At 64.1% G+C, this 25433-nt stretch carries 20 protein-coding genes, 5 tRNA genes and 1 riboswitch; of the genes, 17 read left to right on the top strand and 8 right to left on the bottom strand.

Annotated elements, in window-relative coordinates; translation table 11 throughout:
* Positions 1–42 precede the first annotated feature (42 nt).
* A complete protein-coding gene (locus K9F62_13125) occupies positions 43–669 on the top strand; it encodes a hypothetical protein (protein ID UJX39665.1) in 627 nt (208 codons plus the stop codon).
* 114 nt (positions 670–783) lie between these two features.
* Here K9F62_13125 and ftsH read toward each other — a convergent pair whose 3' ends face one another.
* Positions 784–2613 (bottom strand): ATP-dependent zinc metalloprotease FtsH, encoded by a 1830-nt coding sequence (ftsH, locus tag K9F62_13130; protein UJX43203.1) that lies wholly within the window; start codon positions 2611–2613, stop codon positions 784–786.
* Between the two features lie 273 nt (positions 2614–2886).
* On the opposite strand from ftsH, the gene K9F62_13135 reads away from it, so the two are divergent.
* From K9F62_13135 to K9F62_13210, 16 genes are all read left to right on the top strand, one after another.
* Positions 2887–2962 (top strand) — tRNA-Thr (locus K9F62_13135).
* 4 nt (positions 2963–2966) lie between these two features.
* Positions 2967–3052, top strand: a tRNA-Tyr gene (locus K9F62_13140).
* Between the two features lie 59 nt (positions 3053–3111).
* Positions 3112–3188, top strand: a tRNA-Gly gene (locus K9F62_13145).
* 31 nt (positions 3189–3219) lie between these two features.
* Positions 3220–3295: transfer RNA gene (locus K9F62_13150), tRNA-Thr, on the top strand.
* Between the two features lie 53 nt (positions 3296–3348).
* A complete protein-coding gene (gene tuf / locus K9F62_13155) occupies positions 3349–4542 on the top strand; it encodes an elongation factor Tu (GenBank protein ID UJX39666.1) in 1194 nt (397 codons plus the stop codon).
* 3 nt (positions 4543–4545) lie between these two features.
* Positions 4546–4695: a 50S ribosomal protein L33 gene (gene rpmG / locus K9F62_13160; protein ID UJX39667.1), complete on the top strand. Its 150-nt coding sequence runs from the start codon at positions 4546–4548 to the stop codon at positions 4693–4695.
* A gap of 17 nt (positions 4696–4712) precedes the next feature.
* Positions 4713–4788: transfer RNA gene (locus K9F62_13165), tRNA-Trp, on the top strand.
* Positions 4789–4809: 21 nt separating this feature from the next.
* Complete coding sequence (secE, locus tag K9F62_13170) at positions 4810–5112, top strand: preprotein translocase subunit SecE (GenBank protein UJX39668.1); 303 nt, start codon at positions 4810–4812, stop codon at positions 5110–5112.
* Positions 5113–5123: 11 nt separating this feature from the next.
* On the top strand, positions 5124–5687 hold the full coding sequence (gene nusG / locus K9F62_13175) for a transcription termination/antitermination protein NusG (GenBank protein ID UJX39669.1): 564 nt from the start codon (positions 5124–5126) through the stop codon (positions 5685–5687).
* 29 nt (positions 5688–5716) lie between these two features.
* On the top strand, positions 5717–6139 hold the full coding sequence (gene rplK, locus K9F62_13180; protein ID UJX39670.1) for a 50S ribosomal protein L11: 423 nt from the start codon (positions 5717–5719) through the stop codon (positions 6137–6139).
* Positions 6140–6168: 29 nt separating this feature from the next.
* The gene (rplA, locus tag K9F62_13185) at positions 6169–6876 is read left to right on the top strand and encodes a 50S ribosomal protein L1 (GenBank protein UJX39671.1); all 708 of its coding nucleotides are present in this window, start codon (positions 6169–6171) and stop codon (positions 6874–6876) included.
* Positions 6877–7071: 195 nt separating this feature from the next.
* Positions 7072–7593 (top strand): 50S ribosomal protein L10, encoded by a 522-nt coding sequence (gene rplJ, locus K9F62_13190; GenBank protein ID UJX39672.1) that lies wholly within the window; start codon positions 7072–7074, stop codon positions 7591–7593.
* Between the two features lie 45 nt (positions 7594–7638).
* The gene (rplL, locus tag K9F62_13195) at positions 7639–8031 is read left to right on the top strand and encodes a 50S ribosomal protein L7/L12 (GenBank protein UJX39673.1); all 393 of its coding nucleotides are present in this window, start codon (positions 7639–7641) and stop codon (positions 8029–8031) included.
* A 222-nt stretch (positions 8032–8253) separates the two neighbouring features.
* A complete protein-coding gene (gene rpoB, locus K9F62_13200) occupies positions 8254–12360 on the top strand; it encodes a DNA-directed RNA polymerase subunit beta (protein UJX39674.1) in 4107 nt (1368 codons plus the stop codon).
* Between the two features lie 203 nt (positions 12361–12563).
* Entirely contained in the window at positions 12564–16739 is a 4176-nt protein-coding gene (rpoC, locus tag K9F62_13205) for a DNA-directed RNA polymerase subunit beta' (GenBank protein UJX39675.1), read from the top strand.
* Positions 16740–16915: 176 nt separating this feature from the next.
* Positions 16916–17890 (top strand): MBL fold metallo-hydrolase, encoded by a 975-nt coding sequence (locus K9F62_13210; protein UJX39676.1) that lies wholly within the window; start codon positions 16916–16918, stop codon positions 17888–17890.
* Positions 17891–18060: 170 nt separating this feature from the next.
* On the opposite strand, the gene cobI is transcribed toward K9F62_13210, so the two are convergent.
* The 7 genes from cobI to selB all read right to left on the bottom strand — a co-directional run bounded on the left by cobI (position 18061) and on the right by selB (position 25341).
* A complete protein-coding gene (cobI, locus tag K9F62_13215) occupies positions 18061–18774 on the bottom strand; it encodes a precorrin-2 C(20)-methyltransferase (GenBank protein ID UJX39677.1) in 714 nt (237 codons plus the stop codon).
* Entirely contained in the window at positions 18771–19601 is an 831-nt protein-coding gene (locus tag K9F62_13220; GenBank protein UJX43204.1) for an ABC transporter substrate-binding protein, read from the bottom strand. Before K9F62_13220 ends, cobI begins: the two co-directional genes overlap by 4 nt.
* Positions 19591–20433 (bottom strand): ABC transporter ATP-binding protein, encoded by an 843-nt coding sequence (locus K9F62_13225; protein UJX39678.1) that lies wholly within the window; start codon positions 20431–20433, stop codon positions 19591–19593. Before K9F62_13225 ends, K9F62_13220 begins: the two co-directional genes overlap by 11 nt.
* Positions 20430–21473 (bottom strand): iron ABC transporter permease, encoded by a 1044-nt coding sequence (locus K9F62_13230; protein UJX39679.1) that lies wholly within the window; start codon positions 21471–21473, stop codon positions 20430–20432. Before K9F62_13230 ends, K9F62_13225 begins: the two co-directional genes overlap by 4 nt.
* Positions 21473–22360 carry a sirohydrochlorin cobaltochelatase gene (locus tag K9F62_13235; protein ID UJX39680.1) on the bottom strand — a complete coding sequence of 296 codons (888 nt, stop codon included), beginning with the start codon at positions 22358–22360 and terminating at the stop codon, positions 21473–21475. Before K9F62_13235 ends, K9F62_13230 begins: the two co-directional genes overlap by 1 nt.
* 119 nt (positions 22361–22479) lie before the next feature.
* Positions 22480–22663, bottom strand: a riboswitch (cobalamin riboswitch).
* A 21-nt stretch (positions 22664–22684) separates the two neighbouring features.
* Positions 22685–23041 (bottom strand): hypothetical protein, encoded by a 357-nt coding sequence (locus tag K9F62_13240; protein ID UJX39681.1) that lies wholly within the window; start codon positions 23039–23041, stop codon positions 22685–22687.
* Positions 23042–23421: 380 nt separating this feature from the next.
* Positions 23422–25341 (bottom strand): selenocysteine-specific translation elongation factor, encoded by a 1920-nt coding sequence (gene selB / locus K9F62_13245; GenBank protein UJX39682.1) that lies wholly within the window; start codon positions 25339–25341, stop codon positions 23422–23424.
* Positions 25342–25433 lie beyond the last annotated feature (92 nt).

Below are 25433 nucleotides of genomic sequence, written 5' to 3' on the forward strand. Positions count from 1 at the left end.
CTTGTGTGATTGGGCCGCGACCAACCGGCTCGAGGAGGCGTAATGGCGACGTATGAGGAACTGGCGAAAGCCGTGGAGGGGGAGGCGCCGTTTCTGGCCAGATGCCTGCGCATGGCCGGCAACGAGGCCTGCATCAAGTTGGCCGTGGATGTCTGGGCCAAGGCCTGCGGCGAGTCCTGCGACCTGGACAAGTTGCTTGCGGCCGCCGGCGATCCGAACAACAAGGAGAAACTGGCGGCGGCGAACAAGGACATTTTGCTGTGGCTGGAAAGGGTCAGCGCCTTGCAGGCGCTGGAGCAGCGTCAGGCCCGGATCAACATGGGCGCCATCGACGTGCGGGACTATGACAATCTCAAGGCGCTCAATTTATGGGCGAAAATGATTGTGGGCGGGTTGGTGGTGTTGGGGTTCTTTGTCGGATTGTACTTGTTTTATAAAATGGGCGATGCGCATAACAACAATCCGCAGTTTTCCTTCCTGGTCGGTGCGCTGGTCACGGCCTTCACCGCGGTCGTGCAATATTTCTTCGGATCGAGCGTGGGCAGTGCCGAGAAATCGCACATGATGCAGAGCAGGGAAAATGCAGCGGCCGCGCTCGCCTCGCCGGCTCCGACACCACCGGCTCCGACCCCGACGCCGCCAGTCACGACGCCGTCGACAGCGTCGTAGGGATCGTCCGCGCCCGGGCTGTTCCCTGCGCGGGCGGCCTGAAGCGCGAAGGCGGGCTTTCCCCAACCCGAAGGAGAGGAAAGCCCGCCTTTTTTATCGCCCGAAAGGAAGGCGCTAGGCCGCGGGGGCGCTTTCGGCCGCCTCCACCAGGGCCCTAAACTGCGTCTCGTCGATGGTTTCCGTTTCCAGCAGCGTCTTGGCGATATTTTCCAACAGCTCTTTCTTGTCGGCCAGAAGCTCGGCCACGCGGCCCTGCGACGCTTCCAGGATCTCCTTGATCTCGGCGTCGAGCTTGGCCGCCGTGGCTTCGGAATATTCCCGGCCGGCCAGCCCGCTTTGCTCGGTGCCCAGAAAGACCGGCCGACTCTGTCGCGGAAAGGTGGCCGGTCCGAGCGTCCTGCCCATGCCGTACTCGGCCACCATGGCCCGGGCGATGTCGGTTGCCCGTTGCAGGTCGTTGTGCGCCCCGGTGGAGATTTCCCCGAAAATCAGGCGCTCGGCCCCGCGTCCGCCAAGCAGCACGTCGATTTTGCCGAGCAGTTCCGTCTGGGTCATGAGGTAGCGGTCCTCGGTCGGTAGTTGCTGGGTCCAGCCAAGGGCCCCGATGCCGCGTGGTACGATGGAAATCTTGTGCACCGCGTCGGCTCCGGGCGTGCAGGTGGCCACCACGGCGTGGCCGGCCTCGTGGTAGGCCACCACCTGCTTCTCCTTGGGGTTGATGACGCGGTTCTTTTTTTCCAGGCCGCCCATGATGCGGTCCACGGCCTCCTCCAGGTCGGCCATGCCCACCGCGTCCTTGTCCTTGCGCGCGGCCAGAAGCGCCGCCTCGTTGATGGCGTTGGCCAGATCGGCCCCGGAAAATCCCGGCGTCTTGCGGGCGATGACCGAAAGGTCCACCTCGGGGGCCAGGATGACCTTGGCCGCGTGGACGCGCAGGATCGCCTCGCGCCCGGCCACGTCCGGCTTGTCCACCAGCACCTGCCGGTCGAAGCGCCCGGCCCGCAGCAGCGCCGGATCGAGGGTCTCGGGCCGGTTGGTGGCGGCCATGATGATGACCCCCACGCGCGGGTCGAAGCCGTCCATTTCGACCAGCAGCTGGTTTAAGGTCTGCTCCCGCTCGTCATGCCCCCCGACGATGGCCCCGGCCCGGGATTTGCCGATGGCGTCGAGCTCGTCGATAAAGATGATGCACGGGGCCTTTTCCTTGGCCTGGGTGAAAAGCTCGCGCACCCGGGCCGCGCCCACGCCCACGAACATTTCCACGAATTCCGAGCCGGAGATGGAGAAAAACGGCACACCGGCCTCGCCGGCCACGGCCCGGGCGAGGAGCGTCTTGCCCGTGCCCGGCGGGCCGATCAAAAGCACGCCCTTGGGCATCTCGCCGCCGAGCCGCCGGAAGCGGTCCGGGGTCTTCAGGTAGTCGACGATCTCCACGAGCTCGGCCTTGGCCTCGTCGCAGCCGGCCACGTCGGCAAAGCGGGTGGAGAGATCCTTCTCGGCGTAGACCCGGGCCTTGTTCTTGCCGAAGGCCATGACGCCGGCTCCCGGATTCATGCGCTGCATGAGGAAATACCAGATGCCGAAGAAGATCATGATGGGGATGATCCAGGACAGGATGTCGCGCAGGAAGGTGGATTCGGGCTGGGCCCGGAAATGGACGTTGTATTTGGCCAGTTCGTTGGACAGGTCCTGGGCGACCCGGCGGGTGACGAATTCCTCGTCCTTGGGTTCCTTGGTTTGCGCGTCCGGCACCTTCATGGTGCCGGCGATGACGTCGCCGGTGATGGACACCTCGGTGATGTCGCCGGCCTGGAGCTTTTTCAGGAATTCGGAATAGGGCAGGTTTTTGGGGCCGTAGGTGGTGACGATGAAGTTGTTGAGCAGCAAAACGCCCCATATGGCGATGAGCACGTACCAAAAGGAAAATCGATGATGCTTTTCCATGTTTTTCACGCAGCACTCGATGGGTGGAAGGTTTGGGTTCGGTCTTTATCGTTATGGTTCCTACGGAAAATCGCGCGCCTTGGCAACGCGGGCGGCAAAGGCGGTCGGCAGGGGAGACGAAAAAAAAAGCGGATTTGGAAAAAAGTTGTTGCCAAGGGTAAGGCTCCAGCGTAATAAACCCACTTCGCGTCCGCCTGAAGCGGATGTGGCCGTGAGCGAACGAAAAAGACTTGACAACCCGGCTTTGCCGAGCTAACTAGCTGCCTCTTGGGCGCTGGCGTAGCTCAACTGGCAGAGCAGCTGATTTGTAATCAGCAGGTTGCGGGTTCGAGTCCCATCGCCAGCTCCAGAGCGGAGGGGTTCCCGAGTGGCCAAAGGGAACAGACTGTAAATCTGTCGGCGTACGCCTTCGGTGGTTCAAATCCACCCCCCTCCACCATAACGCGCGAATGCTGTAGGAGACAGGTAGACCTGTCGCATGTACTACGTGTGATATACGCGGGAATAGCTCAATTGGCTAGAGCATCAGCCTTCCAAGCTGAGGGTTGCGAGTTCGAGTCTCGTTTCCCGCTCCAGTGCCGCCCGTGTCCTACGCATTTTATAAAGGCCCACGTAGCTCAGTCGGTAGAGCACTTCCTTGGTAAGGAAGAGGTCACCGGTTCAAATCCGGTCGTGGGCTCCATATCCAAATTCACCATAAAAATTCGAAGTCAAACCGCTGCTTAGGGGGACGACATGGGCAAGGCGAAATTTGAGCGGAAAAAGCCGCACGTCAACATCGGTACCATCGGGCACATCGACCACGGCAAGACCACGCTGACGGCCGCCATTACGCGCCTGGCCAGCCTCAAGGGTTTTGGCGAATACGTTCCTTTCGATCAGATCGACAAGGCCCCCGAGGAAAAGGAACGCGGCATTACCATTGCCACGGCCCACGTCGAATACGAGACCGAAAAGCGGCACTACGCGCACGTCGACTGCCCCGGTCACGCCGACTACATCAAGAACATGATCACCGGCGCCGCCCAGATGGACGGCGGCATCCTGGTGGTGGCCGCAACCGACGGCCCTATGCCCCAGACCCGTGAGCATATCCTGCTCGCCCGTCAGGTCGGCGTGCCCCAGCTCGTCGTCTTCATGAACAAGGTCGACTTGGTCGACGACCCCGAACTGCTCGAACTCGTCGAGCTCGAAGTGCGCGAGCTGCTCACCAAGTACGGCTTCCCCGGCGACGAGATCCCGATCATCAAGGGTTCGGCCCTGAAGGCCCTGGAGGCCGAAGGCCCGGACAGCCCGGACGCCAAGCCGATCTTCGAGCTGCTTGACGCCTGCGACACCTACATTCCTGAGCCCAAGCGCGACATCGACAAGCCGTACCTCATGCCCATCGAGGACGTGTTCTCCATCTCCGGTCGCGGCACCGTCGTCACTGGTCGTGTCGAGCGCGGCATCATCACCGTGGGCGACGAAGTGGCGATCGTCGGCATCAAGGACACGGTCAAGACCACCTGCACCGGCGTCGAGATGTTCCGCAAGATTCTCGACCAGGGCCAGGCCGGCGACAACGTCGGCGTGCTGCTGCGCGGTGTCAAGCGCGACGATGTCGTGCGCGGCCAGGTTCTGGCCAAGCCCGGCACCATCACCCCGCACCGCAAGTTCAAGGGCGAGGTCTACGTTCTCAACAAGGAAGAGGGCGGCCGCCACACCCCGTTCTTCACCGGCTACCGTCCCCAGTTCTATTTCCGCACGACCGACATCACGGGCGTCGTGACCCTGGCCGAGGGCGTCGAAATGGTGATGCCCGGCGACAACGCCACGTTCAACGTGGAGTTGATCGCCCCCATCGCCATGGAGAAGGGCCTGCGCTTCGCCATTCGCGAAGGCGGCCGGACCGTCGGTGCCGGCGTCGTCTCTGAAATCGTGGAGTAAGTGATGCGTATCAACATCCAGTTGCAGTGCACCGAGTGCAAGCGCAAGAATTATTCGACAGAAAAAAACAAGAAGAATACCACCGGCCGCCTCGAGGTGAAGAAGTATTGCCCGTTCGACCATAAGCATACGGTCCATCGGGAATCCAAGTAGGCGCCGGGTATTAACGCAGGGCAGTAGCTCCAACGGTAGAGCATCGGACTCCAAATCCGAGGGCTGGGGGTTCGAATCCCTCCTGCCCTGCCATTATTCGAGCAAGGCGAGGTCATGGCCAAAGAAAAGACACAGGCAGCCCAGGGCGCTGACAAGCCCCTCAAGGCTGCGGCTGGCAAGTCCACCGCCAAGGCGGAGGCCCCGGCCAAGTCCGGAAAATCCATGATGGGTTACGCCAAGGCGGCCCAGGAATTTTTCGAGCAGTCCAAGGTCGAACTGAAAAAGGTGACCTGGCCCACCCGCCAGGAAACCGTCAAGACCGGCGTCGCCGTATTGGTTTTCAGCGTCATAATGGCCATTTACCTCGGTGTCGTCGACATGGCCCTGTCCAGGCTTGTCGCGTTCATTCTATCGTAACGGGATCGATCATGACCGAACAGGAAGGCTCCGGCGAACAGCGCGTACCCGCGCGGTGGTATATAGTCCACACTTACTCGGGTTTCGAGAACCGTGTGGAGCAGACCATCCGCGAGATGATGCGCACCGGCCAGGATGGCGGGAGCATCGAGGAAGTCGTCGTTCCCACGGAAAAGGTCATCGAATTGGTCAAGGGGGAGAAGCGGACCTCCACCCGCAAGTTCTACCCGGGGTACGTCATGGTCAAGATGGCCATGAACGACAACTCCTGGCACCTTGTGCAGTCCATTCCCCGCGTGACCGGATTCATCGGCGGCAAGAACCAGCCCACGCCCATGCGCGACAGCGAGGCTGACAAGATTTTGAACCTGATGGTCAGCCGTCAGGAGCAGCCCAGACCCAAGTATCATTTCGAGCGGGGCGACGACGTCCGCGTCATCGACGGTCCCTTCGGCGGCTTCAACGGCGTTGTCGAGGACGTCAACTACGACAAGGGCAAACTTCGCGTCTCGGTATCCATCTTCGGGCGGCAGACGCCGGTGGAGCTCGATTTCGTGCAGGTGAGCAAAAACTAACGGGCGTCGCCCGTTTAAGGATACGCATCATGGCCAAGAAGATCGTCGCCAAGGTCAAATTGCAGCTTCCGGCCGGCTCGGCCAACCCGTCTCCGCCGGTCGGTCCGGCCCTGGGTCAGCACGGCGTCAACATCATGGAATTCTGCAAGGCGTTCAACGCCAAGACCATGGAGCAGAAGGGCACCATCATCCCGGCGCTCATCACCATCTACGCCGATCGCTCCTTTACGTTCATCACCAAGACGCCGCCGGCCTCGGTGCTGCTGGTCAAGGCCGCCAAGATCGACAAGGGATCGGGCGAGCCCAACAAGACCAAGGTGGGCAAGGTGACCAAGGCCCAGATCGAGGAAATAGCCAAACTCAAGCTCGTGGACATGACGGCCAAGGACGTGGAGGCGGCTTGCCGCACCATCTCCGGCACGGCCCGCAGCATGGGTATCGACATCGTCTAACCGGCACGACCGCGAGAGGATATTTCGAAATGGCCAAGCACGGCAAAAAATACCGCGAGGCGGTCAAAGACCTTGACCTCACGAACAAATACGAATTGAACGAAGCCATGGCTCTGACCGTCAAGACGGGCGTGGCCAAGTTCGACGAGACCGTCGACGTCGCCCTGTGCCTGGGCGTTAACCCCAAATACTCCGACCAGATGGTGCGCGGCGCCGTTTCGCTGCCCCATGGGCTCGGCAAGAACGTGCGCGTGGTCGCCTTCTGCAAGGGCGACAAGGAAGCCGAGGCCCGTGAGGCCGGAGCCGACTTCGCCGGCGGCGACGAGCTGATCGAGAAGATCAAGGGCGGTTTCCTCGACTTCGACAAGGCCGTGGCCACCCCGGACATGATGGCCTCGGTCGGCAAGATCGGCAAGATCCTCGGCCCCCGCGGACTCATGCCCAACGCCAAGACCGGCACCGTCACCTTCGACATCGCCAAGGCCGTTCAGGAACTCAAGGCCGGCAAGGTGGAGTTCAAGGTCGACAAGGCCGGCGTGCTCCACGTGTCGCTCGGCAAGCGTTCGTTCGGTCCCGAGAAGTTGCTCGACAATTTTCGGGCCCTGATCGACACGGTCATACGCCTCAAGCCCTCGGCCGCCAAGGGAACCTATCTGCAGGCCATGGCCCTGGCCACGACCATGGGCCCCGGCATCAAGGTGGACACCCAGTCGGTACGCAAGCTCCTCGAGGGCTAACTTTAGCCCCCCTTTAGGCAACCAATTGTCCCCGGCCAAAGGTGCGTCCTTTGGCCAGGGACGATTTTTCGATATAAAACAGGGCATGGAAGGCGAGTCAGAGACAGCGGGTGGGGACGTCCCCCTTAATTTCCCGCCGAGATTCGGCTTTGGCTCCCTTGAAGGCCCTCCAACCCGCATGTGGAGGTAGGTACCGTGCAACGTGCGCAAAAAAACGAGATTATCGAACAACTGCGCGCCAAGGCGGACCGTGCCGGCATTGCGGTGGTCACCGACTTTCGGACGATGACCGTCGAGGAGTTGACCGAACTGCGCGTCAAGCTCCGCGCCGCGGGCATCGACTACCAGGTTGTGAAAAACACCCTGGCCCGTCTGGCGGTGAAAGACGGCGCCCATGACATCCTGAAGGATCACCTGAAGGAAAACAATGCCATCGCCTTCGGCTACGACGATCCCGTCGTCGCCGCCAAGGCCCTGGTGGACTACGCCAAGACCAGCAAGAAGTTCACGGTCAAGCACGCCAGCCTCGGCGGCTCGCTCATCGATTCCAACGGGGTCGTCGAGCTGTCCAAGCTGCCGAGCAAGCCCGAACTTCTGGCCCATACCCTTGGCACCATGAACGCCGTTCCCACCAACTTTGTCAGCCTGTTTGCGAACGTCATCCGCGGCATGTTGTACGCGCTGACGGCCATCAAGGACAAAAAGGAAGCCGCGTAACCTGCCGGCTTTCGCCAAAGCGAACGTTTGAAGGAGAAACAGTCCATGTCCGACATCACCAAGGAACAAGTCGTCGATTTCATCGCCAATATGACCGTTCTCGAGCTCTCCCAGTTCATCAAGGAGCTTGAGGAGAAGTTCGGCGTTTCCGCCGCCGCCCCGGCCATGGGCATGATGATGGCCGCCCCCGCCGCCGGTGGCGATGCCGCCGCAGCCGAGGAAGAGAAGACCGAGTTCGACGTCGTGCTGACCGCCGCCGGCGGCAACAAGATTGCCGTCATCAAGGTCGTGCGCGCCCTGACCGGTCTGGGCCTCAAAGAAGCCAAGGCCAAGGTCGACGAGCTGCCCTCCACCATCAAGGAAGGCGTGGCCAAGGCCGACGCCGAGGAAGCCAAAAAGCAGCTGGATGAAGCCGGAGCGACCTGCGAAATCAAGTAACGCGCCGCGCGTTTTTGTTGTCGACGTGAAAGAGCGCCCCCTTTCCACAGGGGCGGGGGCGCTCTTTTTGCCTTTTTATCCTGTAAATGCTTTCCGTAGCCACCACCCCGGCGCAGCCTCGCCGGACCGGGGCGAAACCGGCGCCAGGCGCGCCTTGCAAGGCCGATGCGGGGCGCTGAGCCCCACTCCCTTCCAACGTCGTAGCCCTGCACAGAGGAAAAAATGGCCCAGCTGACCAAAAATTTCGGCAAGATCGTCAAAACGCTGACCATTCCCCATCTGCTCAACCTGCAGATCGACTCCTACGAGCTCTTTCTGCAAAAGGACATCCCCCCCACCAGCCGGGAGGATGCCGGGCTCGAGGGCGTGTTCCGTTCGGTCTTTCCCATCGAGGACTTCAATAAGACCGCCTCGCTGGAGTATGTCAGCTACGAAATCGGCGAGCCAAAATACGACGTTCCGGAGTGCATCGCCAAGGGGCTGACCTACGAAGCCCCGCTGCGCATCAAGGTCCGCCTCGTCGTCTACGACGTGGACGAGGAGACCGAAAACCGCACCATCCGCGACATCAAGGAACAGGTCATCTATTTTGGCACCGTTCCGCTGATGACGGAGAAGGGCACGTTCATCATCAACGGCACCGAGCGCGTCATCGTCAACCAGCTCCAGCGCTCCCCGGGCATCATTTTCGAGCACGATTCCGGCAAGAGCCACACCAGCCGCAAGGTGCTGTACTCCTGCCGCGTGATCCCCATGCGTGGCTCGTGGCTCGATTTCGACTACGACCACAAGGACATCCTGTACGTGCGCATCGACCGCCGCCGCAAGATGCCCGCCACCATCCTTTTCAAGGCCATGGGCATGTCGCGCGTCGACATCCTGCGCTATTTCTACGAAATCGAGCATTTCTTCGTCGAAGGCCCCCGTGTGTTCCGTCCGGTGCTGCCTGAGTTCTACCGGAAGGAAAAGGCCTACGCCGAAGTGCGCGACGCCGACGGCAACACCATCGTGGCCGTGGACAAGCCCATCACCAAGCGGGCCTGGCGCCTGATGCTCGAGGCCGGCATCGAGAAGATCGAGGTCGATCCCGCCACCCTGACCGGACAGTTCCTGGCCGAGGACATCGCCGATCCGGCCACGGGCGAGGTCCTGGTCGAGGCCGCCGACGAGCTGACCCCCGAAGTGATGGAAAAGCTCAAGGACGCCGGAATCGTCAATCTTCCGGTGCTGCATACCCGGGGCATCGACACCTCGTCATCGATCCGCGACACCTTGGTCCTCGACAAGACCACGGACACCATCACGGCCCAGGTCGAAATCTACCGTCGGTTGCGTCCGTCCTCGCCGCCGACCCCGGAAATCGCGGCCAATTTCTTCGAGAACCTGTTCCGCAATCCGGATTACTACGACCTGTCGCCCGTGGGCCGCTACAAGCTCAACGCCCGGCTCAAGATCGACCAGCCGCTCGATTTCCGCACCCTGGCCAACGACGACATCCTGAAGGCCGTCAAGCACCTGACCTTCCTCAAGGATTCCCACGGTCCGGCCGACGACATCGACCATCTGGGCAACCGCCGGGTGCGCCCGGTGGGCGAGTTGGTGGAAAACCAGTATCGCATCGGTCTGGTGCGCATGGAGCGGGCGATCAAGGAACGCATGAGCCTGCAGGAAGTGGCCACGCTCATGCCCCATGACCTGATCAACCCCAAGCCCGTGGCGGCTGTCCTCAAGGAGTTCTTCGGCACCTCCCAGCTGTCCCAGTTCATGGACCAGACCAACGCCCTGTCCGAGGTCACCCACAAGCGCCGCCTGTCGGCCCTGGGACCCGGCGGTCTGACCCGTGAGCGCGCCGGCTTCGAGGTCCGCGACGTCCACACCTCGCACTACGGCCGCATCTGCCCGATCGAAACGCCGGAAGGCCCGAACATCGGCCTGATCGTGTCCCTGACCACCCATTCCAAGGTCAACGACTTCGGCTTTATCGAAACGCCTTATCGGGTGGTGCGCGACGGCCAGGTGACCGACGAGGTCGTCTACCTGGACGCCACCCGCGAGATCGACGAGATCATCGCCGGCGCCAACGTCGAGCTCGACGCCGATTCGCGGTTCGTGCACCCCATGGTCGGCGCGCGTATCCGCGGCGACCTGATCATGACCCCGCGCGAGCAGATCACGCTCATGGACATTTCGCCGAGCCAGATCGTGTCCGTTTCCGCGGCGCTCATTCCCTTCCTCGAGCACGACGACGCCAACCGCGCGCTCATGGGCTCCAACATGCAGCGCCAGGCCGTACCGCTTCTGCGCTGCGAGCAGCCGCTGGTCGGCACGGGCATGGAAGGCCCGGTGGCCAAGGATTCCGGCGCCTGCCTGCTGGCCGAGGGCTCGGGCTTCGTCCATTACGCCGATGCCGAGCGCGTCGTCGTCTGCTACGACGGCGATGTGGCCGCGGCCTCCGGCGGCGCCAAGACCTATGTGTTGCTCAAGCACCACAAGTCCAACCAGAACACCTGCTTCGGCCAGGTGCCGCGCGTGCGGGTCGGACAGCATGTGGAAAAGGGCGATGTGCTGGCCGACGGGCCGGGCATCCGCGACGGTGAGCTGGCGCTCGGCAAGAACCTGCTGGTCGCGTTTATGCCCTGGTGCGGCTACAACTACGAGGACTCCATCCTGATCGCCGAAAAGACGGTCAAGGAGGACACCTTCACCTCGGTCCACATCGAGGAATTCGAGGTCGTGGCCCGCGACACCAAGCTCGGACCCGAGGAGATCACCCGCGATATCCCGAACGTCGGCGAGGAAATGTTAAACGACCTCGACGAATGCGGCATCATCCGCATCGGCGCCCGGGTCGCGCCGGACGACATCATGGTCGGCAAGATCACGCCCAAGGGCGAGACCCAGCTGACTCCGGAAGAAAAGCTTTTGCGCGCGATTTTCGGCGACAAGGCCCGCGATGTGAAAAACACGTCGCTGAAGGTCCCGCCCGGAATCGAGGGCACGGTCATCGACGTGCGCGTCTTCAACCGCCGCTCCGGCGAGAAGGACGATCGCACCCGCCAGATCGAGGATTTCGAGCTGGCCAGCATCGATGTCAAGGAAGGCCAGCACATCGACGCCATCGCCGACAACCTGCGTCGCCGTTTGTGGCCCGTGGTGTCCGGCAAGGCCGTGTTCCAGACCATCAAGGGGAACAAGAAAAACGAGGTGCTCCTCGAGGCCAACCACCCGCTGACCCAGGAAATCCTGGACCAGCTGCCGGTGAAAAAGCTCTCCGGCATCTTCGCCTCCAAGGAGACCAACGAGGCCGTGGCCGAGATGCTCGACGACTACGACCGCCACGTCCACTTCGTGAAGGGCGTCTACGACCAGAAGCGCGAGAAGGTGACCGAGGGCGACGATCTGCCCCCCGGCGTCATCAAGATGGTCAAGGTCTACGTGGCCGTCAAAAGAAAGCTCAACGTGGGCGATAAAATGGCCGGCCGTCACGGCAACAAGGGCGTCGTGTCCTGTATCCTGCCGGAAGAGGACATGCCCTTTTTCGCCGACGGCACCCCGGTCGATATCGTGCTCAACCCGCTGGGCGTCCCTTCGCGTATGAATATCGGCCAGATCATGGAGACCCACCTCGGCTGGGCCGGCATGGAGCTCGGCAAGCAGCTGGCCGCCCTGGTCGCCTCGGGCAAGCCCATGGAGGGCGTGCGCGCCGAGGCCAAGGCCGTCTTCCCGGAGGCGGCGACCGTGGCCATGATCGACGCCATGTCCGACGATGAGTTGCGCGTGGCGCTCAAGTCCCTCAAAAAGGGCATCGTGGCCAAGACGCCGGTCTTCGACGGCGCCACGGAAGACGAGATGTGGGGCTGGCTCAAGCAGGCGGGCCTGCCCGAGGACGGCAAGGTCACCCTCTACGACGGCCGCACCGGCGAAGCCTTCCACCGTCCCGTGACCGTGGGCTGCATGTACATGCTGAAGCTCCACCACCTGGTCGACGAAAAGATCCACGCCCGTTCGACCGGCCCCTACTCCCTGGTCACCCAGCAGCCGCTCGGCGGCAAGGCCCAGTTCGGCGGACAGCGTCTGGGTGAGATGGAAGTCTGGGCGCTGGAAGCCTACGGCGCGTCCTACCTCTTGCAGGAATTCCTGACCGTCAAGTCCGACGACGTCGGCGGGCGCGTCAAGATGTACGAAAAGATCGTCAAGGGCGATAACTTCCTGGAAGCCGGACTGCCCGAGTCCTTCAACGTCCTGGTCAAGGAGCTCATGTCCCTTGGCCTCGACGTGGACCTGATCCAGGACGAGAAGAAAATAGTCAAGGCCCCCCCTCGGCGCTAGGGCTGTGCGTCCGGGAGCCCGCCGCCCGTCCGGGTCCGATGCCGTGCATCGGATCCGGATGGGAGACACGGCAGGCCGACCCCGGGCCCGTATGCCATAGCCGACACTGGCCTTCGACAGCGTGTTTCGCCTAGCCAACGCCCGCCGGTTCCCCGGCCGGGCCCAGATGCGGGAAGGGTCCTCCCGCCATACGAGGTAACCGTATGTCTCTGGACGAACTGTTCAGCATGCGCGGCATTGGCCAGACCAGCGTGTCCAGCCGGTCGCTCAAATCCATCCGCATTTCCATTGCCGCGCCGGAAAAAATCCGCGAATGGTCTTTCGGGGAAGTCAAGAAGCCCGAAACCATCAACTACCGTACCTTCAAGCCCGAACGCGACGGGCTTTTCTGCGCCAAGATTTTCGGCCCGGTCAAGGACTACGAGTGCAACTGCGGCAAGTACAAGCGCATGAAGCACCGGGGCATCGTGTGCGAAAAGTGCGGCGTCGAGGTCATTGCCTCCAAGGTCCGCCGCGAGCGCATGGGCCATATCGAACTGGCCGCGCCCGTTGCTCATATCTGGTTCCTGAAGACCCTGCCGTCGAAAATCGGCACCCTGCTCGACATGACCATGGTCGACCTGGAAAAGGTCCTCTATTTCGACTCCTACATGGTGCTGGACCCGAAAGACACCAACCTCACCAAGTACCAGGTCATTTCCGAAGAGCAGTATATCCAGGTCATCGACCACTACGGCGGAGAGGACGCGTTGGAAGTGGGCATGGGCGCCGAGGCCGTGCGTTCGCTTTTGGAGGAGCTTGACCTCGTCAAGATCCGCGCCGAGCTGCGCGAAGAGTCCATGACCACCAAGTCGCAGACCAAGAAGAAAAAGATCATCAAGCGCCTCAAGATCGTCGAGGCTTTCCTCGATTCGGGCAACAAGCCCGAATGGATGATCATGGAGGTCATCCCGGTCATTCCGCCCGAGCTGCGCCCCCTGGTCCCCCTCGACGGCGGCCGGTTCGCCACCTCGGACTTAAACGACCTCTACCGCCGGGTGATCAACCGCAACAACCGCCTCAAACGCCTGATCGAGCTCGGCGCGCCGGACATCATCATCCGCAACGAAAAGCGCATGCTCCAGGAAGCCGTGGACGCGCTTTTCGACAACGGCCGCCGGGGCCGGGCCATCACCGGCACCAACGGCCGGCCGCTGAAGTCGCTGTCCGACATGATCAAGGGCAAGCAGGGCCGCTTCCGTCAGAACCTGCTCGGCAAGCGCGTCGACTACTCCGGCCGTTCGGTCATCGTGGTCGGCCCGAAGCTCCGGCTCCACCAGTGCGGCCTGCCGAAAAAGATGGCCCTGGAGCTCTTCAAGCCCTTCATCTATTCGAAGCTCGAGGAGCAGGGCCTGGCCACCACCATCAAGACGGCCAAGAAGATGGTCGAGCGCGAGGAATTGGTGGTCTGGGACATCCTGGAAGACGTGGTGCGCGAGTATCCGATCATGCTCAACCGCGCCCCGACGCTGCACCGCCTCGGCATCCAGTCCTTCGAGCCGACCCTGGTCGAGGGCAAGGCCATCCAGCTGCACCCGCTCGTCTGTTCGGCCTATAACGCCGACTTCGACGGCGACCAGATGGCCGTGCACGTGCCGCTGTCGGTCGAGGCGCAGATCGAGTGCCGCGTGCTCATGATGTCCACCAACAACATCCTGTCGCCGGCCAACGGCAATCCGATCATCGTGCCTTCCCAGGACATGGTGCTCGGGCTGTACTATTTGACCGTCGAGCGCAGCTTCGCCCAGGGCGAGGGCAAGATCTTCTCCGATCCCGGCGAGGTCATCTGCGCCGTGGACGCGGGTGTGGTCGATCTGCACGCCCGTATCGTCTGCCGCATCAGGGGCGAACGCATCCATACCACGCCGGGCCGCGTCATCGTGGGCGAGCTGTTGCCCGAGGGCGTGCCCTTCGAACTCGTCAATACGGTGCTCACCAAGCGCGCCATCGGCAAGCTCGTGGGCGACACCTACCGGATGCGCGGCACCAAGGCCACGGTCCTGCTGTGCGACCGCGTGAAGGGCCTGGGCTACGAATACGCCACCCGGGCCGGCGTCTCCATCGGCGTCAAGGACCTGACCATCCCGAAGGCCAAGGCCACGATCCTCGAGGCGGCCCAGAACGAGGTGGACGACATCGAGTTGCAGTACGGCGAGGGCATCATCACCCGCACCGAGAAGTACAACAAGGTCGTCGACGTCTGGACCAAGGCCACCAACGACGTCGCCTCCGAGATGATGAAGGAGATCTCCTGGGATATCGTCAAGGATCCCAAGACCGGCAAGGAAGAGCGCAACACCTCGGTCAACCCGATCTTCATGATGATCCACTCCGGAGCCCGTGGTAACCAGGACCAGATGCGCCAGCTCGCCGGCATGCGCGGCCTTATGGCCAAGCCTTCCGGTGAAATCATCGAGACGCCCATCACCTCGAACTTCCGTGAAGGCCTCTCGGTGACCCAGTACTTCAACTCGACTCACGGCGCCCGGAAAGGCTTGGCCGACACGGCGCTGAAGACCGCCAACTCCGGATACCTCACCCGCCGTCTGGTGGACGTGGTCCAGGACGTCATCATCACCGAGATCGACTGCGGCACGGTCGACGGCCTGGAGATCACCCACTACGTCAAGGCCGGCGACATCAAACAGCGCGTGCACGAGCGGGCTCTTGGCCGCGTGACCATGTTCGACGTGCTCGACCCCGAGACCGACGAGGTGATCATCCCGGCCAATACGATCATCGACGAGGCCTACGCCCAGTTGATCGAGGACAAGGGACTCAATTCGCTGACCATCCGTTCGACCCTCACCTGTCAGGCCAAGCACGGCGTGTGCGCCATGTGTTACGGCCGCGACCTGGCCCGGGGGCATCTGGTCAACGTCGGCGAGACGGTCGGCATCATCGCCGCCCAGTCCATCGGCGAGCCCGGCACCCAGCTGACCATGCGCACCTTCCACATCGGCGGCACGGCGGCCCGTGAAATCGCCCAGTCGTCGGTGACGGCCCAGCACAACGGCCGTGTCGCGCTCTCCCGCGTCAAGTCCATCGTCAACCGCCAGGGCCACACCATCATGATGGGCAAGTCCGGGCAGGTGTCGGTGGTCGACGACCAGGGCCGCGAACGCGAGCGCTACAGCCTGCCGTCCGGCGCCAAGCTCTATGCCGTGGCCGGGCAGGAGGTCAAAAAGGACCAGCTGCTGGCCGAGTGGGATCCCTTCAACGAACCCTTTGTCACGGACGTCGCCGGCATCATCAAGTTCACCGACATCGTCGAAGGCAAGACCTATCAGGAGAAGGTGGACGACGCGACCAAGCGGGCCACCCAGACGATCATCGAATACCGCACCACCTCGTTCAAGCCTGCCGTGTCCATCGTGGACGAGCGCGGCAACCCGAAGACCCGGCCCGGCACCAACAGTCTGGCCGTCTTCTCCATGCCCGTCGGCGCGCTGCTCATGGCGCGTGACGGCCAGGAGGTCTTCGAGGGCGACATCATCGCCCGTAAGCCCCGCGAATCGTCCAAGACCAAGGACATCGTCGGCGGTCTTCCGCGCGTGGCCGAGCTGTTCGAGGTCAGAAAGCCCAAGGAGATGGCCGTTGTCTCCGAGATCGACGGCATCGTCTCCTACGGCCCCGAGACCAAGGGCAAGCGCAAGATCATCGTCACCCCCGAGGCCGGCGACGCCAAGGAATACCTCATTCCGCGCGGCAAGCACATCACGGCCCAGGAAGGCGACTTCGTGGAGGCTGGCGAGCTTTTGACCGAAGGCTATCCGGAACTGCACGACATCCTGAAGATCAAGGGCGAGAAGTTCCTGGCCAAGTACCTCGTGGACGAAATCCAGGACGTGTACCGGTTCCAGGGCGTGGCCATCAACGACAAGCACATCGAAATCATCGTGCGCCAGATGCTCAAAAAGGTCTCGGTGCTCGATTCCGGCGAGACGACCTTCCTCATCGGCGAACAGGTCGACAAGATCCGCTTTATGGAGGAGAACCAGCGCTGCGTGGCCGAGGGGCTCAAGCCCGCCGTGGCCGAACCGCTGGTCCTGGGCATCACCCAGGCCTCCCTGTCCACGGATTCGTTCATCTCGGCCGCCTCCTTCCAGGAGACGACCAAGGTGCTGACCGAAGCCTCGCTCATGGGCAAGGACGATTCCCTGCGGGGCCTCAAGGAAAACGTCATCGTGGGCCGGCTCATCCCGGCCGGCACCGGATATCGCCGTTACATGGACAGCGAGATCGAGGTGCCGCGCCAGCCCGAGCGTCCCGACCGCTTCCTGGAGGAGCTGGAGGACAATCCGATCCTGGCCGAAACGAGCGCCAGCCCCGAAGAATAGGCTGTCGCGCCGCATCGCATCGCAACGAAAGGGGGCTCCATCCGGAGCCCCCTTTTTTTATCGGCATGGCTGGTTCCCTGGCGACGGCCTGGTTCCGATAAAGTGCCTTCTTGTTTCGCCCTGCCGCTCTGGTAAAAGGGTCGGCAAGGCATGGACGACAAGGAGGAAGACGGCCAATGCTCAACAGACGTGTCTTTATGAAGGGTGCGGCCGTAGCCGCCCTGGGGGCGACGGTCGGGTTGCCGACGCGGCAGGCGGTGGCCGGGCCTCCGGCCAAGGTGTCGCGTCAGGTCCCGGGCTATTTCCGCTTGCCGGTCGGCGACATCGAGGTCACGGCCCTCTACGACGGCGGCGTGACCATCCCGCCCAAGATCCTCCACGGCGCGACGCCCCGGGAGATCGACGATCTGGTGCGGCAGGCCTGCATCGACCTGGAACAGGGCCTGCCCACGGCGATCAACGCCTTTCTCATCAATACCGGAAACCATCTGCTGCTGGTGGATACCGGTGCCGGGGTGGCTTTCGGGAAAAAGGCGGGATTGCTGCCGGACAACATCCGGGCCGCCGGCTACGATCCCCATGAGATCGGTGTGGTGCTGCTCACCCATCTCCATTCCGACCACGCCCTGGGCCTGACCGACGGGGCCGGTAGCGCGGTTTTCCCCCAGGCCCGTGTGCGCGTGGCCGCGGCCGAGGCGGCCTATTGGCTGGGGCCGGATGCAGCGCAACGTATCCCCGAGGAAAAACGCAAAATGTTGCCGGCGATCAAGGCCGCCCTGGCGCCGTACCAGGAAGCGGGCCGCTTTTCGACGTTCGCCCCGGGCGAGACGCCGGCTCCGGGCGTGGAGGCCGTGGCGCTCCCCGGACACACGCCCGGCCACACCGGCTATCGTCTGGCCTCGAAAGGGCAGGGCATCCTTTTCTGGGGCGATATCGTCCACTGTCTGGCCGTGCAGTTTCCACGCCCGGAGGTGTCCATCGACTTCGACATCGACCAGCCGGCGGCCGTGGCCACGCGAACCGCGCTCATGAAATCCCTGGCGACGGGGAAGGAGTGGGTGGCCGGGGCGCATCTGCCCTTTCCCAGCCTCGGGCACGTGCGGCAAGCCGGTGCTGGCTACGCCTGGTGCCCCGCGTTGTATGCGGGGTGAAGAGAATAGAGAAGGGGTGAAGAGAATAGAGAATGAAGATGCGAGAGGGGAAACCCTTTCAAGAAAGGGTTCTCCCCTCTCGCGCTCTCCCCTTCCTCAAGTTTATAAAGGGGAGGCCGTTATTGCGGCCTGTTCCCTCTCTGAACCATGATCAGGAAGAGTTTCCGACATCAGACGCGTGTGCGTTTGATGAGGCAAAGCGACAGGTAGTGGGGCTTTTCCGGCGCGTCTTCCAGCTTGCGCACGATGGCCTCGCCGTCGTGGCCGATGCGGGTGGCGAAGGTGGTTGCCCGGGTCAGGCCCATGCGGCCGAGCAAGTCGCGCAGTCGGGGAAAGTTGCGGTAGGCTTTGAGGATGACGGCGTTGTCCGCCGCCGCCAGCCCCTTTTCCAGCCGGCCGCTCTCGTCCACGCCCGAGGCGATCAGCAGGTTCTCGCCGGATTCGACCAGCACGTCGCCGACCTTGGCCGCCGCCGCCTGAAACGAGGTGATCCCCGGCACGATGCTGACCGGAAGTCCCGGCAGGCGCGCGGTCAGGCGCGGCAGCACGTAGCCGAAGGTGCTGTAGAGCAGCGGATCGCCCAGGGTAATAAACGCCGCGTCGCGCCCGGCGGTAAGCACTGCGGCCATGGCGGCGGTGTTGGCCTCCCAGGCTGCGTCGAGGGCGGCCGGGTCCCGGGTCATGGGGAAGGGCAGGCGCACGATGGTCGCTTGCGGCGGCAGGTGCGGCGCGATGATGGCCTGGGCAATGGAATAGTCGTTCTTGCTCGACGAGGCGGCGAAGACCGTGTCCACCTCCCCGAGAATCCGGGCCGCCTTGAGGGTGAGAAGTTCCGGGTCCCCCGGGCCGACGCCAAGGCCATAGAGCGTTCCGAGTGTGCTCACGGACGTGCCTCCCGGGCCGGCGTCGCCGGCTTGCCGGCCAGTATCCGGGCAAGTTCCTCCGCCGCGTCCACGCTTCCCGGTCCGGGGCGGGAGAAAAGCGCCTCGTCGACGACGTAAGCCCGGCCGTTTTTGACGCAGGGCAGCGAGGCGTATTCCGGCCGGTCGGCCATGGACCGGGCTTCGGCGTTCATGGGGCCGCGCTGGGTCAGGCAGACGTCCGGAGCCAGGCGCAAGAGTTCCTCGTCGGTCAGCCGCACGAGTTTTTTGTCCAGGCTCACGGCGTTTTCCCCGCCGGCGGCGCGGATCACGGCATCGACCATGGAGCCTTTGCCGGCGGCCAGCAGGTTGCCGGAGCGGACCTCGAAAAAGACCTTGGGCTTCTTTCCCTCGGGAGCGTTCGCGGCCACGGCGGCGAGGCGCTTTTTGAGGCTTGCGTCAAGCGCTGCCGCCTGTTTTTGCGCGCCGGTCAGCACGCCGATGCGGTCGATGGCGGCAAAAAGCGAATCGAAATCGTGGAGGGAAAAAACGGCCACCGGCACGCCCAGTTTGGCCAGGTTGGCGGCCGCCTGCTCGGCTTCGCCGCGCCCGGCGGTTTGCAGCACGAGGTCGGGCCTAACCGCCAGCACGCGCTCCAGGTTGGGGCGCATGTGGGTGCCGATGACAGGCAGGGCGGCGATGGCGGCCGGCTTGTCGTCGGCTTCGGTGCGGGCCACGATGCGATCGGTGAGTCCCATACCGGCGAGAATTTCGTTGTACGCGCCGTAAAGGGCTACGATGCGTTTGGCTGGAGCCTTGAGCGTTATGACGTGGCCGAGGTCATCCGTGATGTCCGTTCCCGCCTGGGCCGCCAGGGCCGCCTGGGTCGTTACGAGCAGCGCCAGCAGCAGGAGCGGCAGGTACGGCCAACGCCTGGGGTAGGCCGCTTTTCGGATGGGTGATGACCAGGATTTCGGTTTCATAAATCCTCGACAATGTTTGGCTGGTAAAGACGGCGGCCACCGGGCCGTCGGCCTCGATGCGGCCGTTTTTAATAAATATCAGGCGACGGCAGAAAAGCGCCGCCAGGTTGATGTCGTGCAGCGCCGCCACGATGGTCGTGCCGGCGGCATTGCGGGCGGCCAGGAGCCCGTAGAGCTCCATTTTCCGGGCCATGTCCAGGCTGGCCGAGGCTTCGTCCAGGATCATGGCGCGCGCGTCCTGGGCCAGGGCCCGGGCCGTCAGCGCCCGCTGGAACTCGCCGCCGGAAAGCTCGTTCATGCGCCGGTCGGCGAGGTGGCTCACACCGACCGCCGCCATGGCCGCCTTGGTCGCGTCCGCGTCGGCCTCGCCGTAGCCGCCAAGGAAGGGCAGGTAGGGATAGCGGCCCATGCGCACCACCGTGCGCACGGTGAGCCCTCCCGCGCTTTCGGCCCGCTGGGGCACCACGGCCACAAGCCTGGCCCGCTCCCGGGCAGAGAGGCTGGCGATGTTTCGCCCGGCCAGGGAGACGCTTCCGGCCATTGGGGGAAGTATCCCGGTTGCGGCCAGAAGCAGCGTGGTCTTGCCCGCGCCGTTGGGGCCCAAGAGGCCCACCATCTCGCCTGGGGCGATGTGCAGGTCGATGTCGGCCAACACGTCGCGGCCGCCGTACCCGGCCCGAAGTCCCTCGATGCGGATCACGCCCGGCCACCGTCGCGGCCCGTGACGAGCAGGAAACAGAAAAACGGGCCGCCGAGAAGCGCCGTCACCACGCCCACGGGCAGCTCCGCGCCGCCGGGCAGGATGGTGCGGGCCAGTACGTCGGCAAAGACCAGGAGCGCCCCGCCGCACAGCGCGCTTTGCGGCAGCAGCGTGCCGTGTTCGGCGGAAAAAAGCCGGCGGCAGGCATGGGGGGCGATGAGCCCGACAAAGCCGATGACCCCGGAGACGGCCACGGCCCCGGCGGTCAGAAGACTCGCTCCGGTAAGGAGGGCAAGGCGTGCCCGGCCTGCGGCAACGCCCAATTGGCGCGCCTGGGTTTCGCCCAGAAGCAGGATGTCGCACTCGCGGATGTACAGGCGAATCAGGAGCGCGCCAGCCAGAAAGCAGGGCAGGAAAAGCGCCAGCTCGGCCTTGCCCCGTCCCTGGAAGCCGCCCATGATCCAAAAGACGATGCCGGCTACGGATTCCTCGTTGAGCGCCTTGGTGAGCGACAGCAGGGCCGAAAGGAAGGTGGCGGCGATGATGCCGGCCAGAACCACCGTCTCTCGGCGCAATCCGCCGCAGGCCCGGGCCAGGGCCAGCACGAAGGCCAGGGCCGCCCCACCGCCGGCCAGGGCGCAAAGCGGGGTGGCGATGACGCTTCCCGAGGCGGCGGCCAGGCCGAGGGTCAGGGAAAGGGCCGCGCCGAAGGCCGCGCCGCCCGAGACGCCAAGGGTAAAGGGATCGGCCAGGGGATTTCGCAGCACGCCCTGAAACACCCCGCCGGCCACGGCCAGGGCCGCGCCCACGCCGTAGGCCAGCACCCCCCGCCACAGACGCAGGTCGAGCACCACGGCGGTCAGCGCCGGATCGGCCGGGGCGGTCACGGGCAGGCCCATGGCCCGGCCAAGAACGGCGGCCACCTGCCCCGGGCTGGCCGGATAGGCCCCGGCCAGGCAGGCCGTCGCCAGGGAGGCCAGCCCGGCCAGGGCCGGGAGCAGGGCGCGCGCAGCCGCGCCTTGTGAGCGGTTTCGGGTCATTATTTTCCGGGCAGGGCGTCCACGGTCTTTTTCAGGTGGTCCATCCAGATGGCGGCCACGGCGTCACGATCGCCGTTGCCTTGCATCTGGGGCGTTGCGGCGATGCCGGCGACGGCGAGCTGCGAGGCCAGGGAATCCTCTTCCTTGCCGGCCATGTCGTTGTGGGCATGGTCCCCGGCCACGGCGAACATGGGCATGAGCCAGGCCTTTTTGATACCGCGCTTTTTGAGCTCCGCGATAAGGTCCTCGAAGCTCGGCGTGCCTTCGACCGTGGTCACGAAGGCGTTGGGATCGAGCTGCCACAGGCTGTATTGCAGGGCCGGGTAGGCCATGTTGGCCGGGTGGTCGGTGCCATGGCCGACGAGGACGAGCGCCTCGCCGGGCTTGCGGTCCTTGGGGGCCGAAGCGAGCAGCGCCTTGGCCACGCGCGGGAAATCCTCCTTGGCGTAGAGCAGCGGCGTGCTGACGGACACGTGGCTGAGTCCCTTGGGCAGGCCGGAGAAGGCCTCGGCCAGACGCACGAGGTCGTCGTACTCATGGCCGGGGATGGTTTGCAGGGAGAAAAGGGCCACGTCGGTGACACCCTTGTCGGGCAGCACGGCCAGGGCTTCGGCCGGCGAAGGCGGCACGGCCTTGCCTTCCCTGGCCAGTTTGTGGCGGATCATGGAGGCGGTGTAGCAAAGGGAAACGGGCACGCCGGGATAGGCGGCCTTGACGCGGTCGACCATTTTCTGGATAGCCGGCGCGGCTTCGGGAACACTGGTGCCGAAGGCGGCCACGACAATGGCTCTTTTGGGTTCCTTCTTGGCCTCATGACCGGCCAGGGCCGGCGCGGCCATGGCCAGACACAACCATAACGCCAAAAGCGCTCGCGGAAAACGGAGCATGGGAAAACCTCCATGGGCATGGAGGGCTCTTGATGAAAAGGACGGCGGGCAGCCCCCGCGCTGCGGGTTGACGCCCCGGTCCTTATGCCCGGCCGGCAAAAGCCCTCGTTGCCGACGGGTTGGCCTGTGATCGACCGGGCAGGTCTTCCGGCTCGTCCCATCGGCTCCGGCCTTCCCGGGATTTTTTTCCCAGTGGCGCGCGAGGAAGCCGACTGTGGCGGGACATACGGCGGCGGGACCGCTCCCGAATCAAACGGGATTCCCTATTAAGCCCATGCGGGCGCCCGAATCGTTTCCGCGCAGTACCGGGGGCGGGTGCGGCTGTCAAGGATAGGCGGGAGTTCGGGTGGGCTTGATGACGCCCCGGTCGACCAGGGGCTTGTAGTCGGCCCGCTTGGTGAGCAGTGTGGGGACATGGAGGCTTTCCAGGAGCTGGAGCAGGATCTGGATGGTGGTCGGGTTGGCCTTTTCCTCCATGACCACGATGGCCACGTCCTTGCTGACGGCGATTTTTTCGGCCACTTCCCAGGCACCGGTCACGGGCCTGCCGCCGTCGAGGCTGTAGGTGTTGCCGCGTATGGTGATGACGCCGGCCATGGCCGTGGCGGCGCACAGGGTCAGGGCCGCGAGCATTGTCAAAAGGGCCGGAACCGGGCGAGGCCGGCAGGGGTATCTGGACATCACGTCCCTTTGGGGTTAAAGATTTATTTCACGAAATACATCCGTTTGGGGGAGGTTCACCGTGACATTCGATTTCTCCGGCCTCATCGTTCTGTTCGGCTTTATTTCCGTGTTCATCGCCCTTCGGGTCATCAAGGCGCAGCAGGAAGCCAAACCCGAGAACCAGGACTGGTAGCACCGGCTCCTGGCGAGTCAGACTTTTCACGGCGGGCGGCTACGGCTTCCCGCCGTTTTGGTATTTTCCCCAGACGCCTTCCCGCCGAAATTCTCCCCTCTCCGCAGGCCCCCGGTGCCCCCCAATATCCCTTTGAAAGTTTTTGAAGGGGGTCCAGGGGGAAACTTTTTTCAAAAAGTTTCCCCCTGGCCGCCGGAGGCGTCCCCTATTTCCTGCGCAACTGGCGCTTGTCGCCGACGCGCACGGTCACCTTTTCCTTGTCCAGGTATTCGAGCAGGGCGATGAGGAACTTGCGGGACAGCCCCGTCAGTTCCCGAAATTCCGCCGGCCCCATGTCCGTGGCTCCGGCGGCGTAGTAGGCGCGCACCTTCTCGATGAGCCCCGTTATGGCCTCGGCGCAAAAATACATGTTTTCCTGGGCCTTGACGATAAGTCCTTCGTCCAGGAGCACCTTGTAGACGGGCTGGGCCTCCTTGAAGGTCAGGTCCAGGGGCTCCAGGATATCCTTGACGTTTGGCGGGGTGAGGCCGCCGGCGCGGTAGGCGGCAAGGAGCGTTTCGCGCAGCTTGGCCTGATCCGAGGCCAGGGAAACCTTGTGGTCGGGCAGGCGCAGCACGTCTTGGTCGGTGGCCAGCCTGCCGGCCCGAAGCTGGCGTTCGACCACGAAATGGAAAAGCTTGGGCGCAAGCGCCTTGCCCCAGGTGGAGGCCAGCTCGCTGCGCGAGATGCCGAGCTTAAGCGGTTCGCGCTTGTGGTAGGCGGCCACGAAATCGGTAAGGGTTTGCGTCAACGCCGTGACGACGTCGCCGTGGACGAAATGGCGTCCTTCCCTGCCTTCGCGGTCGACAAGCGCGGCCGCGCCCTTGTCGCACAGGCCGGAAAGCGCCTTGTCCAGGGACTTGGATTCGAGGTCGGTAAGCGTCATCAGCCGGGAAAATCCCAGTCCCTCGGCGCCGGCCCGGGCCAGTTGCAGGGCGACGAGTTCCGCTCCTTCGGCCGTGGCCAGGGCGGCAAGCGGCGCGGCCGCGTCGGCGTCGAAGCGTTTGACCTTGCGGGCAAGCGGCGAAAGGATGCGCCCGCCGGCCATGGTGCGTAGCGGCGCGCCCGAGCGGATGACCACCCGGTCGCCGTAGACCCCGGCCAGGGGCTCGGGAAAGCGGATCTGGCACACGGCCGTCTCGCCGGGCTCCAGCTTGTCGCGGTCGAGCAGATGCACCCGGGCCAGGACTTCCCGCGTGCCGTGGTGGAAATGCACCTCGGTGCGGTGCTTTATGCCGCGCGGGGCCGAGGCCAGACAGGAAAGCTCCACCTCCCAGGCGGTTTCCGGGAAAAGCGTGCCCGGCCGGGCCAGCACCTCGCCGCGCTCCACGTCCTCGACCTCGAGCCCGGCCAGGTTGACGGCCGTGCGCCGTCCGGCCGGCGATACTTCCACGGGTTGGCCGTGGGATTGCAGGCTACGGATTTTGCTGCGTTTGTCCGAGGGGTAGAGGCGCACGTCGTCGCCGATCGTGAACGTGCCGGCAATGAGCGTGCCCGTGACCACGGTGCCGTGGCCCTTGAGGGTAAAGACGCGGTCGATGGGCAGCCGGGCCAGATCGGAGCGCCGCTTCGGCGCGAAATTGGCGGCCAGCTCGGCCAGGGCCGCGCGCAGTTCGGGCAGGCCGGCCCCGGTATGGGACGAGACGGGAAAAATGGGGGCGTCGGCCAGGAACGTGCCGGCAAGCTCGGCGCGCACGTCGTCCGTGACCATCGCCAGCCAGTCCGCGTCCACCATGTCGGCCTTGGTCAGGGCCACGACGCCGGTCTCGATGCCGAGCAGGGTGCAGATGTCCAGGTGCTCGCGGGTCTGGGGCATGACGCCTTCGTCGGCGGCGATGACGAGGGTGACGAAATCGATGCCCGCCGCGCCGGCCACCATGTTCTTGACGAAGCGCTCATGGCCCGGCACGTCGATGATGCCGAGCCGCGCGCCGCCCGGCAGGTCCATGAAGGCAAAGCCCAGCTCGATGGTGATGCCGCGTTTTTTCTCCTCGGCCAGCCGGTCGCAGTCAATGCCCGTCAGCGCCTTGATCAGCGTCGTCTTGCCGTGGTCGATGTGCCCGGCCGTCCCCATGATGACTGGCATGGATGGTGCGCTCCTTGGTTGGGGTGGTGTGGAGAGGTGCCTCCGGCGGCCAGGGGAGGCGACGCCTCCCCTGGACCCCACCACCGGGGGGC

The sequence above is a fragment of the Desulfovibrio sp. JY genome (genome assembly GCA_021730285.1).
GTDB lineage: Bacteria > Desulfobacterota > Desulfovibrionia > Desulfovibrionales > Desulfovibrionaceae > Solidesulfovibrio.

What these genes read in the sequence shown, in the direction of transcription:
- K9F62_13125 (UJX39665.1), top strand. Translation starts at nt 43, where the DNA reads ATGGCGACGTATGAGGAACTGGCGAAAGCCGTGGAGGGGGAGGCGCCG.
- ftsH (UJX43203.1), bottom strand. Translation starts at nt 2,613, where the DNA reads ATGGAAAAGCATCATCGATTTTCCTTTTGGTACGTGCTCATCGCCATA.
- tuf (UJX39666.1), top strand. Translation starts at nt 3,349, where the DNA reads ATGGGCAAGGCGAAATTTGAGCGGAAAAAGCCGCACGTCAACATCGGT.
- rpmG (UJX39667.1), top strand. Translation starts at nt 4,546, where the DNA reads ATGCGTATCAACATCCAGTTGCAGTGCACCGAGTGCAAGCGCAAGAAT.
- secE (UJX39668.1), top strand. Translation starts at nt 4,810, where the DNA reads ATGGCCAAAGAAAAGACACAGGCAGCCCAGGGCGCTGACAAGCCCCTC.
- nusG (UJX39669.1), top strand. Translation starts at nt 5,124, where the DNA reads ATGACCGAACAGGAAGGCTCCGGCGAACAGCGCGTACCCGCGCGGTGG.
- rplK (UJX39670.1), top strand. Translation starts at nt 5,717, where the DNA reads ATGGCCAAGAAGATCGTCGCCAAGGTCAAATTGCAGCTTCCGGCCGGC.
- rplA (UJX39671.1), top strand. Translation starts at nt 6,169, where the DNA reads ATGGCCAAGCACGGCAAAAAATACCGCGAGGCGGTCAAAGACCTTGAC.
- rplL (UJX39673.1), top strand. Translation starts at nt 7,639, where the DNA reads ATGTCCGACATCACCAAGGAACAAGTCGTCGATTTCATCGCCAATATG.
- rpoB (UJX39674.1), top strand. Translation starts at nt 8,254, where the DNA reads ATGGCCCAGCTGACCAAAAATTTCGGCAAGATCGTCAAAACGCTGACC.
- rpoC (UJX39675.1), top strand. Translation starts at nt 12,564, where the DNA reads ATGTCTCTGGACGAACTGTTCAGCATGCGCGGCATTGGCCAGACCAGC.
- K9F62_13210 (UJX39676.1), top strand. Translation starts at nt 16,916, where the DNA reads ATGCTCAACAGACGTGTCTTTATGAAGGGTGCGGCCGTAGCCGCCCTG.
- K9F62_13230 (UJX39679.1), bottom strand. Translation starts at nt 21,473, where the DNA reads ATGACCCGAAACCGCTCACAAGGCGCGGCTGCGCGCGCCCTGCTCCCG.
- K9F62_13235 (UJX39680.1), bottom strand. Translation starts at nt 22,360, where the DNA reads ATGCTCCGTTTTCCGCGAGCGCTTTTGGCGTTATGGTTGTGTCTGGCC.
- K9F62_13240 (UJX39681.1), bottom strand. Translation starts at nt 23,041, where the DNA reads ATGTCCAGATACCCCTGCCGGCCTCGCCCGGTTCCGGCCCTTTTGACA.
- selB (UJX39682.1), bottom strand. Translation starts at nt 25,341, where the DNA reads ATGCCAGTCATCATGGGGACGGCCGGGCACATCGACCACGGCAAGACG.